The sequence below is a fragment of the Marinobacter sp. ELB17 genome (assembly GCF_000169375.1).
Lineage (GTDB): Bacteria > Pseudomonadota > Gammaproteobacteria > Pseudomonadales > Oleiphilaceae > Marinobacter.
The window spans coordinates 63,870-78,942 of sequence record NZ_AAXY01000008.1; the positions used below are offsets into that span (position 1 = coordinate 63,870).

At 55.4% G+C, this 15,073-nt stretch carries 12 protein-coding genes; 6 read left to right on the forward strand and 6 right to left on the reverse strand.

Going from position 1 to position 15,073, the window contains the following annotated elements; genetic code table 11:
• Nucleotides 1-2: 2 nt before the first annotated feature.
• Genes MELB17_RS11460 through MELB17_RS11470 form a run of 3 tightly spaced genes read right to left on the reverse strand, consistent with a single transcriptional unit; the run spans nt 3 to nt 2,241 of the window.
• Nucleotides 3-614: a type 4a pilus biogenesis protein PilO gene (locus MELB17_RS11460; protein ID WP_007350407.1), complete on the reverse strand. Its 612-nt coding sequence runs from the start codon at nt 612-614 to the stop codon at nt 3-5.
• Nucleotides 611-1,177, reverse strand: coding sequence for a PilN domain-containing protein (locus MELB17_RS11465; protein WP_007350408.1), 567 nt, complete (start codon nt 1,175-1,177; stop codon nt 611-613). The genes MELB17_RS11460 and MELB17_RS11465 overlap by 4 nt, the downstream gene beginning before the upstream one ends.
• A complete protein-coding gene (locus tag MELB17_RS11470) occupies nt 1,177-2,241 on the reverse strand; it encodes a pilus assembly protein PilM (RefSeq protein ID WP_007350409.1) in 1,065 nt (354 codons plus the stop codon). Before MELB17_RS11470 ends, MELB17_RS11465 begins: the two co-directional genes overlap by 1 nt.
• 193 nt (nt 2,242-2,434) lie before the next feature.
• Between MELB17_RS11470 and MELB17_RS11475 the strand changes: the two genes are divergently transcribed.
• Nucleotides 2,435-4,972: a penicillin-binding protein 1A gene (locus MELB17_RS11475; RefSeq protein WP_007350410.1), complete on the forward strand. Its 2,538-nt coding sequence runs from the start codon at nt 2,435-2,437 to the stop codon at nt 4,970-4,972.
• A 128-nt stretch (nt 4,973-5,100) separates the two neighbouring features.
• Here the strand turns inward: MELB17_RS11475 and MELB17_RS11480 are convergent, their stop codons facing one another.
• Both MELB17_RS11480 and rpmE read right to left on the reverse strand, forming a co-directional pair.
• Nucleotides 5,101-6,366 (reverse strand): malic enzyme-like NAD(P)-binding protein, encoded by a 1,266-nt coding sequence (locus MELB17_RS11480; RefSeq protein ID WP_007350411.1) that lies wholly within the window; start codon nt 6,364-6,366, stop codon nt 5,101-5,103.
• 233 nt (nt 6,367-6,599) lie between these two features.
• Nucleotides 6,600-6,824, reverse strand: coding sequence for a 50S ribosomal protein L31 (rpmE, locus tag MELB17_RS11485; RefSeq protein WP_007350412.1), 225 nt, complete (start codon nt 6,822-6,824; stop codon nt 6,600-6,602).
• A gap of 315 nt (nt 6,825-7,139) precedes the next feature.
• Between rpmE and MELB17_RS11490 the strand changes: the two genes are divergently transcribed.
• The 5 genes from MELB17_RS11490 to hslU all read left to right on the forward strand — a co-directional run bounded on the left by MELB17_RS11490 (nt 7,140) and on the right by hslU (nt 13,742).
• Nucleotides 7,140-9,302, forward strand: a complete 2,163-nt coding sequence (locus tag MELB17_RS11490; RefSeq protein ID WP_007350413.1) for a primosomal protein N' — start codon at nt 7,140-7,142, stop codon at nt 9,300-9,302.
• A 122-nt stretch (nt 9,303-9,424) separates the two neighbouring features.
• Nucleotides 9,425-11,110, forward strand: coding sequence for an arginine--tRNA ligase (gene argS / locus MELB17_RS11495; RefSeq protein WP_036184624.1), 1,686 nt, complete (start codon nt 9,425-9,427; stop codon nt 11,108-11,110).
• Nucleotides 11,111-11,118: 8 nt separating this feature from the next.
• Nucleotides 11,119-11,754, forward strand: coding sequence for an SPOR domain-containing protein (locus tag MELB17_RS11500; protein WP_007350415.1), 636 nt, complete (start codon nt 11,119-11,121; stop codon nt 11,752-11,754).
• Between the two features lie 116 nt (nt 11,755-11,870).
• A complete protein-coding gene (hslV, locus tag MELB17_RS11505; protein ID WP_007350416.1) occupies nt 11,871-12,401 on the forward strand; it encodes an ATP-dependent protease subunit HslV in 531 nt (176 codons plus the stop codon).
• A 12-nt stretch (nt 12,402-12,413) separates the two neighbouring features.
• Nucleotides 12,414-13,742, forward strand: coding sequence for an HslU--HslV peptidase ATPase subunit (gene hslU, locus MELB17_RS11510; protein ID WP_007350417.1), 1,329 nt, complete (start codon nt 12,414-12,416; stop codon nt 13,740-13,742).
• Between the two features lie 50 nt (nt 13,743-13,792).
• Here the strand turns inward: hslU and MELB17_RS11515 are convergent, their stop codons facing one another.
• Nucleotides 13,793-15,061 (reverse strand): patatin-like phospholipase family protein, encoded by a 1,269-nt coding sequence (locus MELB17_RS11515; protein ID WP_007350418.1) that lies wholly within the window; start codon nt 15,059-15,061, stop codon nt 13,793-13,795.
• Nucleotides 15,062-15,073: the final 12 nt, after the last annotated feature.

Genomic DNA, 15,073 nt, shown 5'->3' on the forward strand with positions numbered 1-15,073 from the left:
GCTCATTCTCCGGCCCGGTAGCGATAGGTACGGGCAACAACCTGCATGTCCAGCTGATCGTTGTCCGCTCCGGTGGGTTTAATGGTCAAATCATGCAAAGTCACGATTCGCGGCAAGCTCGCCACGCTGCTAACAAACGCAGCCAGTTCATGGTAAGAGCCCGACACCCGAATATTAATAGGCAGTTCGGAATAGAAATCCCGTTTCTGCTCCGGCTGCAGTTTCACTTCCTGCAGAGCCAGTCCACTGCCCAGCGCGGTATTGGTAATGTCTTCCAAAAGGCCTGGCACTTCGGTTTCACTTGGCAACTGACGCACCAACGCACCGAAGGTTTCTTCCATTTCTACCATCTGCGCTTTGAACACGCTGAGGTTGGCCACCTGATAAGCCTTACTCTCATAATTCTTGCGCAGTTCCAGCTCTGTACTTTCTACCCGGTCCAGTTGCGCAAACTGGTCCTTTATAAAGAACCAGTAGCCGCCACCCATAATCAGACCAAACACCAGCAGTAGCACAATGGCCTTTACCGGTGCCGGCCAGATACCGGCGTTGTTCATGTCCAGATCATTGATATCGAATTCGTTCAGGCTTTTCAGCGAGTCCGCAAGGCTCATTGTTTCTCCTCCCCTTCAATGCCAGGGCTTTGCTGACTGACGGACAAATTGAACTGACTGTAACCTGCACGGCGGGCATCAGCAGTCGACACGTTGGACAGATTCGGATTTGTAAACCAATCGGAGTCTTCAAACTGACGCATCAGCGATGAAATCCGGCTGTTAGACTCTGCCATACCCACCAAGTCCAAGCGATCACCGACCTTCTTCAAATCGGTGAAATACAGGCCATCGGGCACGGTACGCACCAGCTCGTCGAATACCCGCACAATAACCGGGCGCTTGCCCTGCAAATCCTGAATGACTTTCATTCGCGCTAGAAGCTCGTTGCGCTTACGCTTCAGACTTTCAATTTCTTTGATCTGCTCATCAAGCTTACTGGCCGCTGTTTGAATATAAGCATTGCGGGATTGTTGATAGGCAATGCGGCTGTCTACGTTGTTTTTCCACAAAAACGCCAGGCCGCTTGCAATTATGGCAGCGCTCAGCAGCATCACCACAAACTGTTTCTGTTTTTCTGCGCGCAGCTCTTCACGCCAGGGCCGAAGATTGATTCTTGCCATTAGTCGAAGCTCCTCATTGCCAGACCACACGCGATCATCAACGAGGGAGCATCGTTACTCAACGCCGACGCATTAACCCGCGAGCTAACAGCCATGTCCGCGAACGGATTGGCTACCAGCGTGGGCCTGCCCGTTTTTTCCTCTACCATGTCAACAAGCCCGGGTATTGCCGAGGTGCCGCCGGCCAAAACCACATAATCCACCGAGTTGTACTGGCTGGCACCAAAAAAGAACTGCATCGCCCGAGCGACCTGCTGCACCACGGCCTCGCGGAACGGGCTCAACACTTCGGCTTCATAATCATCGGGCAAGCCACCCTGCTTTTTGGCCAGGCCGGCTTCCTCCAGCGACAAACCATAGCGGCGCTGGATTTCTTCGGTTAATTGCTTGCCACCAAACACCTGTTCGCGGGTATACACAGTTTTGCCTTCGACAATCACGCTCAACGTGGCCATGGTGGCGCCCACATCCATGATCGCCACGACCAGATCGTCGCCGTGGGAGTTCAATTGCGATTCAATCAGTTGATAGGCACGCTCGAGGGCATAGGCCTCTACGTCAACCACCTTGGTGGTCAGGCCAGCAATATTCAGTGCGTCTTGGCGCACATCAACGTTCTCTTTGCGGCAGGCAGCAATCAGCACATCAACCTTATCCGGATTGGCTTCAGAGGGACCCTGTACCTCGAAATCAATCGCGACTTCATCCAGCGGATAAGGAATGTATTGGTCTGCCTCCAGGGCAATCTGGTCTTCCATTTCGAAATCGTTGATGCCGCCATCCATCTGGATCACCTTGGTGATCACCGCGGAGCCGGATACGGCAACGGCTACTTGCTTGACGCCAGAGCGGGATTTGGACACCACGCGCTTGATCACGTCACCTACGGCTTCAACATCCGTGATGTTTTTTTCCACCACAGCATTTGCAGGTAAAGGTTCGACGGCATAACTTTCAACCCGAAAGCGGTCGCCCTGTTTTGACAATTCCAAAAGCTTGACCGAGCTTGAGCTTATGTCCAAGCCCAGCACAGCACTGGATTTCTTTCCGAAAGATCCAAACACGCGCTCACCCTATAACTGGTTAATTGCAGCCGGCTATGTACTTTGTATGTTTTTTATTTAAGAGAATTTCTTCTGTTTTCCGATTACAATCCCTATTCTTCTTAACGCAGGGCTTTTGTATCAGCGAAGTAGTCTCCTTTCCTAATGCAATGGTTCAAATCATAGACCTATATCCAACTGTTGTCAGAAAAAAATGTCCTATTTGATGCGTACATCTCGCCTTTTCATCTGGCTTTTTCTAACCGGACTGAGTGTCACCCTTGTCCTTGGTTCCGGCTTCTATTTGTATCTTCGGCCTGGCCTTCCCGCAGCGGAGCAGTTATTCGATATAAAACTGCAAACACCGCTGCGGATATTCAGTCAGGACGGCAAATTAATAGCAGAATTTGGTGAAAAGAGAAGGACACCCGTCACAATCGAGCAAGTTCCCGAGCGCCAACTGCAAGCATTTCTCGCTGCAGAGGACTCCCGTTTCTATGAACACTTCGGCGTAGATATAAAAGGTTTGGCACGGGCCGCACTGGAACTGGCCTCTACCGGCCACATACAGTCCGGAGGCAGCACCATCACCATGCAGGTGGCAAAAAACTACTTTTTGTCACGGGATCGCACGTTCATTCGTAAATTCAACGAGATTTTGCTGGCCCTGCAAATTGAACGTGAGCTGGACAAAAACACGATACTCGAGCTGTACCTCAACAAAATCTATTTGGGCAACCGCGCCTACGGTATTGCTGCCGCCAGCCAGGTTTACTACAACAAACCCGTGAGCGAATTAACGCTGGCCCAGATGGCCATGCTCGCCGGCCTGCCAAAGGCACCGTCAGCCTTTAATCCCCTGGCAAATCCAAGCCGCGCTCTGGCACGGCGAAACTGGATATTGGGGCGCATGAAAGAGCTTGAGATGATTTCTCAGGACGACTACGAACAAGCCGTTAATGCCGAATTGACAGCCACCTATAACGCCACCGAAACCGAAGTGGACGCCGATTACGTCGCCGAAATGGCCCGCTCTGAAATGGTTCGGCGCTTTGGCGATAACGCCTACACCGATGGCTACTCGGTGACCCTGACCGTAGACAGCGTAAAACAGCAAACCGCCACTGACGCCCTGCGCCAAGGGCTTGAAGCCTATGATCGCCGTCACGGGTTTCGCGGTGCGGTAGGGACCATTGACACCAAATCGTTGAATGCCAACGAGCTCGCCACGGCCTTGCGCTCTTACCCGAGAACCGGGCCGCTGATCCCTGCCGTGGTGCTGAAAACCGACGATAATAACGGCACGGCCACGCTGCACGCCCGCCTCCTTGGCCCCGTGACCATGACGTTAGACACCATGACGTGGGCCCAGCGTTACCGCACCGAAAACCTGACCGGCCCGACGCCAAAAAAACCGTCAGACGTACTCAGCCCTGGCGATGTGGTTTATGTGAAAGCGCTGAATAACGCGGCTCCCCAGCCCACCGACAACGGCCAAGAACAACCCCTCACTGACATCGTGCAAAATGTAGCGCTGTATCAAGTGCCGCGAGTCGAAGGCGCGCTGATAGCCTTAACCGCAGAAACCGGTGCCATTGAAGCGCTGAGCGGCGGCTATAGCTTTGGGCAAAGCAAATACAATCGAGCCATCCAGGCCAAGCGTCAGCCCGGCTCCACGTTTAAACCGTTTCTTTACCTGAACGCTCTGGAATCTGGATTTACCCCGGCAACGCTGATTAACGACTCGCCCATTGTATTGGAAGAGAAAGGCCAAGAAATCGCCTGGCGCCCGCAAAATTCATCCGGCCAGTTCTACGGCCCCACACGCCTACGCGAAGCCCTCTACCGCTCACGCAACCTGGTGTCTGTCCGTTTGCTGCGCGACCTTGGCATTCAGCCAATGCTGGATTACCTCAAACAGCTAAAAGTACCCACTGCAGACATGCCCGCTAATTTATCGCTGGCACTGGGCAGTGGCTTGCTATCGCCGATGGAACTGGCACGGGGCATGGCCGTTATTGCCAATGGTGGCTATGACGTAGAGCCTTTCCTGATCCGCCAAATTGAAGACGCGCGAGGCACGGCCGTCTACAAAGCACCCGACGTGATTCTTTGCGACAGCAACTGCGGTAACGCCGTTGCAATTGACGAAATTGATTTGCAGGACACGGACAACAGCGGTGACACAAACGACGATTTCATTGTGACCGAACTGAGCGACGAGCCTTTGGAAAGCGTCGTACAAGCGCCGGCCCGACTGATGCCAAGACTGGCCGACGAGCGCTCGGTGTACATTTTGCACTCCATGATGCGCGATGTCATCAAACTGGGCACCGGCCGCCGTGCCAGAATTCTGAACAGGGACGATCTTGCCGGCAAAACCGGCACCACCAACGAACAGATAGACACCTGGTTTGCTGGCTTCAACTATCAGCAGGCGGTTATTGCCTGGGTCGGATTTGACCAGCCAGCGCCCTTGGGCCGAAACGAATTCGGCGCCAGCACCGCCTTGCCCATCTGGATCAACTACATGAAAGTCGCTCTGGACCAAACACCCTCTGCGCAGATGCCGCGCCCAAATGGCATTGTGAATGTGCGCATTAATGCAGATACCGGCAGGCGCGCCCGCCCCGGCGAAGAAGGCGTATTTGAACTGTTCCGTGAAGAAGACGAACCCGAGGTCATCAGCGCGGAAGAACGCGGCGGCCTGGGAACTGGCGACACCGACGATATTTCCCGGCAACTGTTCTAGGCAACTGATTGCAGCAGGTCTGAGTGTCGCGGTCGGCCTTCGTAGAGAACCGAGCGCCCACAAAAAAACCGGCGGAGCCTAAATTTAACAGGCACCGCCGGTTTTTTATTCGCTTAACGTCTGGTTGATTAAATAATATCGTCCATGGATTTAAGCGGGTAATGCGCCGGGTATGGGTTACGAGCCACACCGGTATCAACTGCTGCACGGGCAACAGCCGCCGGAACCACTTCCAGCAAACGCACGTCCATCGGCTTCGGAATAATGTAATTCCTGCCGAACTCGAAGCTGTCAGCGCCGTAGGCTTCGCAGATTTCTTGAGGCACCGGCTCTTTCGCCAGTTCGCGGATAGCGTTTACCGCAGCAATCTTCATCTCTTCGTTAATCACTGTGGCACGAACATCCAGTGCGCCACGGAAAATGAAGGGGAAGCCCAGCACGTTGTTCACTTGGTTGGGATAATCTGAACGGCCCGTGGCCATGATCAGGTCATCGCGCACTGCGTTCGCAATCGCCGGATCAATTTCCGGATCCGGATTTGAACAGGCGAATACAACCGGGTTAGGTGCCATTTTCTTGAGCTGTTCAGCGCTCAGTAAGTCCGGGCCGGAAAGACCCACAAACACATCAGCACCGTCGATGGCATCGTCCAGAGTGCGTTTATCGGTATCGTTGGCGAACATCGCCTTATACTGGTTCAGATCGTCGCGGCCAGAGTGAATCACACCCTTGCGGTCCACCATACAGATATTCTCGGAACGCACACCACAACTGATCAGCAGCTTCATGCAGGCAATGGCGGCAGCGCCGGCACCCAGGCACACAATGGTGGCTTCTTCAATTTTCTTGCCCTGCAGTTCCAGCGCGTTAAGCATGCCGGCGGCCGTTACAATGGCGGTACCGTGCTGATCGTCGTGGAATACAGGTATGCTGCACTTTTCAATCAGCGCTCGCTCGATTTCAAAACACTCAGGCGCTTTGATATCTTCGAGGTTGATGCCGCCAAAGGTATCGGCAATGCGTTCAACGGTTTCAATAAAAGCCTGAGGGCTTTCAGAATTGACTTCAATATCAAATACATCAATACCGGCAAAGCGCTTGAAAAGAACGCCCTTACCTTCCATTACTGGCTTGCTGGCCAGTGGGCCGAGATTACCCAGGCCCAAAATCGCGGAGCCGTCAGAAATAACCGCCACCAGATTGCCTTTCATGGTGTATTTGTAGGCGTTTTCGGGGTCACGGGCGATCTCGCGGACCGGCTCGGCAACTCCGGGACTGTATGCCAGTGCAAGATCGCGGGCTGTTTTTGTGGGCTTGCTGATTTCTACACTCAGCTTGCCAGGCCGCGGCTTGGCGTGATATTCAAGGGCTGCTTCTTTCAGATCTTGAGACATTGCCACTATTCCGTTTGTCACGTTTAAGGGTGTAAAGCCGCCGTACTGAATTACAAATGTACTTATGGCGGGACGACATTATGGCCCGCGCCGCATAAAACGACAAGGGCCATCCCACCGTCCGGTAAAGCGTCAATACGTCTTATTGCGTATGTTCGGTCACAGAAGCGAGCTCTGTCATTTTTTGAGACAAAAAAAAGCGCCCGAAGGCGCTTTTTTGCAATTCGCTGGCATTAATCTTCTTTCTTGCCAACAATACGACCACCAAAACGCTTCTGGAAGCGGTCAATACGGCCGCCGGTATCCATAACTTTCTGCTTGCCGGTATAGAACGGGTGGCACTGTGAACACACGTCTAACTGCAGGTCACGTCCAACGGTAGAACGGGTATGGATCACATTACCGCAAGAACAGGTAGCGGCGATGTTTTCGTACTTAGGGTGGATACCTTCTTTCATGGCGAACCTCGTCAGGTTATGCCGCCACCTGGTCACGATTACGGCTGTTCCGAAGAATGTTCCGTAGAGTGTTCCGTATGCCAGGCACCGCATATTTGAATCAATAAGAGAGACGGGGCACAATTGACCCTGTCCAACAGAGCGCGAATATTACTTGCAAACTGCCACCCAGGCAAGCGCCACACTGCTGAATTCCCATGCCCACCGGCGCAGGCCGCCACAACCGGCGCTTGCACAAGGATACGAACATACCGTGACACTTATAGCCGTTGCAGCGCCTGCCAGGCATAGCTTCCATCCAAATGCGCAAAACCCGTGACCAGGGTTGTACGCATCGCCATGAACCGCCCGCTGCGAAGGCTGTTTGACTACACCCTTGGCGCCGGCCTCAGCCTTCAGCCCGGCCAGCGGGTTCAGGTTCCCTTTGGCCGCCAGCAGATAACCGGACTGGTTACTGCGGTAGGCGTAACCCCGCCGCCCGGGGTATCACTAAAGCCGGTTCGAAGTGCTATGGAAGGCTGGCCTGCGCTACCAAAGGAAACACTGCGACTGCTAAGCTGGGCCAGCGACTATTACCAACACCCGCTGGGTGAATGCCTGTTTACGGCCTTACCGCCAGCACTCAGGCGCGGCCAGCCAGCATTGCGCAAAACCGAAGCCTGGTGGCGCGCCCGCAGCAGCGGTGCGGAGCTGCCACCCCAGGCCCACCGTCAAAAAGCCTTGCTAGCCTGGCTTTTGCAGTATTCCCAGGGCGCTGCGACAAGCTCCATCTTAAGCGCCGGCTTTAATCGCAGCCAGCTGAAGACCCTGGAACAAAAGCAGCTGATTGAAGCCTCCGAACCCGTGCTGGCAACAACACCCACCGAGAGTTTTGCGGCACCCACGTTATCACCGGCACAAACAGATACCGCAGCACAGCTTCCAGACCCGGCCAAGGGCTTTAGCGCCTGCCTTCTATACGGCATCACTGGCAGCGGTAAAACAGAAATCTACCTGCATTATTTAAAGCAACATTTGAGTGAACAGGATCAGGCCCTGGTGCTGGTGCCAGAAATAAACCTGACACCGCAAACCGTGGCCCGCTTCCAGCGCTATTTTGGCCAGCGGATTGTGGTGTGGCACTCGGCACTGAACGACAGCGAGCGCCTGGACACCTGGCTAAAAATACGCCACGGCGAACCCGTCATACTCATTGGCACCCGTTCGGCGGTTTTGTTGCCCTTTACCGGTTTGCGCACGCTGATTGTGGACGAAGAACACGATAGCTCCTACAAACAAGGCGATGGCTTTCGCTATTCAGCGCGCGACCTTGCGGTATACCGCGCCCATCTGAACAAATGCCCGGTGATACTCGGCTCGGCCACGCCCTCGCTGGAATCCTGGCACAACGCGCAGCAAGGCAAATACACCTTGGCCACATTGGAGGAGCGGGCCGGCAACGCCAGACCACCGCGAATAAAACTGCTGGACATTCGCAGCCGGCCTTTAGAAGGCGGCCTGTCGCGCCCCGCCCTTAACGCAATCAAGCAGGTTTTGGACAACGGCGAACAGGTGCTGGTGTATGTGAACCGCCGCGGCTTCGCGCCGGTGATGATGTGCTTTGACTGCGGCCATATGGTGGAATGCCCGCGCTGCGACACCCGCCTGACCTACCACCGCCGTGACAATGCCATGCGCTGCCATCACTGCGACTTTCAGGCCGCCGCAACAACCCAGTGCCCGAAGTGCCAAAGTGATGCGTTCAAGCCCGTCGGCCAGGGTACCGAGCGCAGCGAAGACATACTGACCACCGCCTTCCCCGACACCCCGGTGGTGCGGGTTGACCGCGACAGCACCCAGCGTAAAGGCAGCATTCAAGCCATTCTGCAAACCGTAAACACCGGCGAGCCCTGCATTTTAGTGGGCACTCAAATGTTGGCCAAAGGCCACGATTTTGCCAACGTAACGCTGGTGGTGGTTATAAACGCCGACGGCGGCCTGTTCAGCGTAGACTTCCGCGCCCCTGAACAGCTCCTACAAACCCTGCTGCAAGTCAGCGGCCGTGCGGGTCGCGGCGACAAGCCCGGCACCGTGCTGGTGCAGACCTGCCATAGCGACCACCCACTGTTAAGAACACTTTGCACGGGCCGCTACGGGGATATGGCCGAACAGCTTTTAGTCGAGCGCGAAGGCGGCCAACTGCCGCCTTACCGCGCTATGGCCATATTCCGCGCCGAAGCCGACACCATGGAAAAAAGTTTGCAGGTACTGGACACCATAAAACCCCTGGCCCAGGCACCGGGTCTGGAAATCTGGGGCCCACTGCCAGCGTTGATTGCCCGTCGCGCCGACCGCTACCGCGCCCAGCTGGTCATAAACGCCGATAACCGCAAGCGCCTGAACAAAACCCTCGCCGACGTTTGCCTGCATCTGGATCAACAAAAACAGCCCTCCGGCAGCCGCTGGATGATCGACGTGGACCCACAGGAAACAGGCTAGCGCCCTCTATCACCCCGCCTGGCTTTTGCTTACAAAACCAGTTTCCGCGATAATATGGCGCTTCTACTCTGGTGGGCGCCCTGCCCCATTTCCACTTCCGTTCAGCCGAGCTATTCAACAGCATGAAAGAGACCGTTTCCGACCTGCTTCAGTCTGCCCTGGCGGCGCTGCAATCTGAAGGCGTTTTGCCCGCAGATCAGAACTTTGCGCCACAGATTGGCAACACCAAAGACAAATCCCACGGCGATTACGCGTGCAACATTGCGCTGGTGGCGGCCAAGTTCGCCGGCTGTGCGCCGCGCAAACTGGCGGAGGCGCTGGTAGCCAACTTGCCGGCCAGTGCAGCGGTCGACAAAGTGGAGATTGCCGGGCCGGGTTTTATCAACTTTTTCATGAGTACGGCCAGCGCCTTTGGCGTTGTGAATGCGGCACTGGAACAGGCTGAAGACTTTGGCCGCAACCACAGCGGCAAGGGCGAAAAAGTACAGGTGGAATTTGTTTCCGCCAACCCCACCGGCCCTTTGCATGTGGGCCACGGTCGCGGTGCCGCAATAGGTGACTGCATTTGTCGGCTACTGGATGCCAACGGCTATCAGGTTACCCGCGAGTTTTATTACAACGACGCTGGCGCCCAGATCAACAACCTGGGGTTATCCGTTCAAGCCCGGGTAAAAGGCCTGACGCCAGATCACCAAAGCTGGCCTGAAAATGGTTACCGCGGCGACTATATTGCCGACGTGGCCGAGGCCTATTTGGCCGGAAAGACGATTACGGCAGACGAACGCTCGGTGACCGGCCAGGCCGAGCCGGACAACCTTGAAGCCATTACGAATTTTGCCGTGGCTTATCTGCGCCGCGAGCAGGACCTTGACCTGAAAGCCTTTGGCGTCGAATTTGACGTGTATTTCCTGGAATCCTCGCTGTACAACGACGGCAAGGTTGAAGCCACCGTAAAGCGCCTGCAAGAAAACGGCTACACCTACGAAGACGGCGGCGCCCTGTGGCTGAAAACCACCGAATTTGGCGACGATAAAGACCGGGTTATGCGCAAAACCGACGGCGGCTACACCTACTTTCTGCCGGATGTTGCCTATCATCTGGACAAGTGGCAGCGCGGTTTTAGCACGGTTATTAACGAACAGGGTGCCGACCACCATTCAACCGTTACCCGCGTTCGCGCCGGTTTGCAGGCGTTGAATATCGGTATTCCGGAAGGTTGGCCAGATTATGTGCTGCACCAAATGGTGATGGTAACCCGCGGTGGTGAAGAGGTGAAACTCTCCAAACGCGCAGGCAGCTATGTCACTCTTAGCGACCTGATTGAAGAGGTAGGCCGCGACGCCACCCGTTTCTTTCTGGCGGCACGGCGAGTGGATTCCCAGCTGACCTTTGACATTGATCTTGCGCGCTCGCAAACCAACGAAAACCCGGTGTATTACATCCAGTACGCTCACGCCCGCATTTGCAGCGTGTTGCGCAAGCTGGCTGTCGAAGGCGTGCAGCGTGGCCGTCACGAATCCTTAGGCGACCTGACTCTGCTGACGCTGGATGAAGAAAAAGAACTGGCCAACCAGCTGGCAAAATATCCTGAGCTGGTTGCCAGCGCCGCTGCCCAGCGCGAGCCCCACACCCTGAGCCAGTACCTGCGGGAATTGGCCGGCCTGTTCCACAGCTATTACAACGCCCACAAGGTGCTGATTGAAGACACCGCCCTACGCGATGCCCGCATCAGCTTGTACTTGGCTGTACGCCAGGTAATCGAAAATGGCTTAGACCTGCTGGGCGTTAGCGCTCCGGAAGAGATGTAACCAAAAAAATGTCGCGAGACTACGCCCGCAAATCGTCACCCAACCAGGCCACTACGCCTCGTCAAAAACCGGGCAAGCCTGCCCTGCCTGCCCGCACCCGGGTGCCGAAAGCCGCCGCTCCGGCGCGAGCTCAACACGGTAGCCTGTCGATGAAATCGGTATTGGCACTGGCGGCTGTGGGCGGTTTTATCGGCTTTATTGTGTACCTGAACAGCTTGCCTGGCAGCGAGGCACCCGGCAAAGACGCGGCGCCCACTGTGCAGAAAGCGCCGGCCAAAACGCCAGCATTGATACAACCGGAAATCGTCAAACCCCAATTCCGTTTTTACGAAATGCTGCCGGAAACCAAGGTAATGCCATCCACGGTGGACGAATACACGCCTAGCCCAGGGCGCCCGGAAGTCGATTACCTGCTGCAGTCCGGTTCATTCCGAAAAGCGGAAGATGCCGAACGCCAGCGCGCCGAAATCGCTTTCCAGGGTTTACGCGCAGCGGTACAAAAAATCGATCTGGAGGACGGCAATGTCTGGTATCGAGTGAATGTCGGCCCGTTCACGTCCCGCAGCCAAATGAACGCTGCTGTGGACAAGCTGGTGTCTATCAGCATTCAGCCGCTGGTGCGGAAAATCCCCAAAAAGGGCTAGTCTCTTTTGATTCTGATGCGTAAATCAAAGATTGAGCGCTGAACGTTCTGCCTTGAAAATCGCGGCGTTGCCTCCATAACTGCGCTAACACATTCGATCAGGCAACTGGAGCCCACATGACCACCATACTTTCCGTACGCCGCGACGACGAAGTCACCATGGGCGGTGACGGCCAGGTGTCCTTTGGCAATACCGTAATGAAGGGCAACGCCCGTAAAGTGCGCCGCTTGTACAACGGCCAGGTTTTAGCGGGCTTTGCCGGGGGTACCGCCGATGCATTCACCTTGTTCGAGCGCTTCGAAGCGCAGCTGGAAAAACACCAGGGTAACCTGACCCGCGCCGCAGTGGAGTTGGCCAAAGACTGGCGATCAGACCGGGCGTTACGAAAACTCGAGGCACTGCTGGCGGTGGCCGATAAAACTGCCTCACTCATCATTACCGGTAACGGCGATGTTATAGAGCCAGAAATGGGCCTGATTGCTATTGGTTCCGGCGGCCCTTTCGCCCAGGCATCTGCCCGCGCGCTGTTAGAAAACACCAACATGAGTGCCCGCGAGATTACCGAAAAAGGCCTGATTATAGCGGCTGACATCTGCATTTACACCAACCAGAATCGCACCATTGAAGTGCTTTCTGCCAACGATTAAGCCGGAGCGATCATGTCTGCACTGACTCCCAGAGAAATTGTCCTCGAACTGGACAAACACATTGTTGGCCAGCAGGAAGCCAAGCGCGCGGTAGCCATTGCCCTGCGCAATCGCTGGCGCCGGATGCAGCTCAACGACGAGCTGCGTGAAGAAATCAGCCCCAAGAATATTCTGATGATTGGCCCCACCGGTGTCGGTAAAACTGAAATTGCCCGGCGCCTGGCCAAGCTGGCGGACGCACCCTTTTTGAAAGTGGAAGCGACCAAATTTACCGAGGTGGGTTATGTGGGTCGCGATGTAGATTCCATCATTCGCGATTTGGCTGATATGGCCGTGAAAATGCTGCGTGAACAGGAAATGAAGCGCCACGAAAACAGCGCTCTGGACGCCGCAGAAGATCGCATTCTGGACGCCCTGTTGCCACCGGCGCGGGATTTCAACGACGACAACAAGCCGCGGGAAGATTCGGCCACCCGCCAGATGTTCCGTAAAAAACTGCGGGAAGGCGAGCTGGACGACAAAGAAATTGAGATTGATCTGCGCAACAGCAGCGCCGGTGTCGAAATTATGGCACCGCCGGGTATGGAAGAAATGACCAACCAGCTGCAAAGCATGTTTGCCAACATGTCCCAAGACAAGCGCAAAACCCGCAAGATGCGAGTGGCTGATGCCCTTCGTCGGGTGAAGGATGAAGAAGCCGCCAAGCTGGTGAACGAAGAAGAAATCAAACAGAAAGCGGTACAGGCTGTTGAGCAAAACGGCATCGTGTTTCTGGATGAAATCGACAAAGTGGCCAAGCGCTCTGAAAACAGCTCCTCGGATGTATCCCGCGAGGGTGTTCAGCGTGACCTTCTGCCGCTAATTGAAGGCAGCACGGTCACCACTAAATACGGCGCTATTCGCACCGATCACATCCTTTTTATCGCCTCTGGCGCCTTCCACCTGACCAAGCCGTCAGACCTAATTCCAGAGCTGCAGGGCCGCCTGCCGATTCGCGTAGAACTGCATGCGCTAACGCCCAACGATTTCAAGCGCATTCTGACAGAGCCGGATGCCTCGTTGGTGCAGCAGTATGAAGCATTGATGGGCGCCGAGGGCCTGAAGCTCAGCTTTACCGACGACGCCATTACCCGCTTGGCAGAAGTAGCGTGGAAAGTGAACGAGAACACCGAAAATATCGGCGCACGACGTTTGCACACCATGTTGGAAAGACTGCTGGAAAGCCTGTCATTCGATGCCGGCGACAAGATCACGGAAGAGTTCGAAGTCACCGCCGAGTACGTCGAGGAGAAACTTGGCAAATTGGCGGAAGACGAAGATTTAAGTCGCTACATTCTTTAGCGGGCAATAGCTAAGCGACCAGGGTAAGAATGCATTCTGGTCGCACGCTATCAAGACCGGGCCTTTTCTGTTTGCCCAGTAACGCTTTGCAAGCCGGCCGCCAGCCGGCTTTTTTGTGTCTGCGATTTTGCCCTTAACGTGGTCTGTAGTGACTCGCCAAACAGACTGGTGCTGACCGTGCGATCTGTGTCATTCAGACAGTCGTGGCGCAGAGCAATGCCGTATTTCGCCAATTTGGGTTCCAGTTCTGCAGCACGAAGGCGCAAATCGCGTCGAGTAACCTGATAGGCGTGTTCGCACAGCAAACGCCGGGATTCAAAACTGAACACATTGGAGCCAAACAGAATGGCGTCTTCGATGCTGGGCTCAAACAGCACAATGTCTTTGTCCGGATAGTCCTGGGCATAACGGTCTATCCCGGACTGCATGCGCGAATGCACCATGGTGCGGTAGGTTTGAGCCAGCACATTGGGCATGCCAGAGCGGGTCATCTCGCCGGCTGCCAAGGTACCGGCTTTCATGGCTGCAGTCGCGTCTAGCGGTACCTGGGGATTGATTGCCAGCACCAGGTCAGCCTGATGGTCAAACGCCACCGAGGCGTGAAGGCCTTTACGCAGGGTTCCATCGACGTAGTAATGGCCGTCTATTTCCACCGGTACGTAAATGCCCGCCGAAGCCGTACTGGCCTGAATGGCTTTGGAGATGGGCACGGCGTCAAACCCCGGCGCACCAAAACACACCGACTTGGAACTCTCCACATCGGCGGCCACAATGAACAGCTGGCGCTTGAGTTGGCGGAAATCGTTGGTGCGGCCCAGCATGGTGAACGCACGCCTTAAGTAATGGTGCAGGCCTTCGTTATTGAACAGCCCGGCGGGTGCGGCTTGGGCCAGAATGGTCAAGGCTTCCAGCAGGCTCTGATCGTAGGGGTTGTGAAAGAAGCGGGTGAGCGCGGTGGTAATCAGCCCGGGTATGGCCAGTAAACGGCGGCCCATTTCAGCGAAGGCCGGACGGTAAAAAACACCGGGATGAAACGGGTGCAATTCAGATTCGTTGCGCACAAAAATTCGACACAGCTGGGCGGTGGTTACCTGGTTCACCAAGTGAGCCGCCACAAACGACCCCGAGTTCACCCCAACGTAAACATCCAGATCGTTGAAATCTAGCCCTTCCAGAGCTTCGTCAAGCGCCCTCAGTGCACCTATTTCGTAAATGCCGCCAATCGGGCCGCCGCCGCCTAACGCCACACCGATTCGGGGTTTGTTGCCGCTCGCTGCGTTCGCCGGCTGCGTTTTTTTTGTCAGTTTGCCGTGACTCATAGCTTGGCCTTC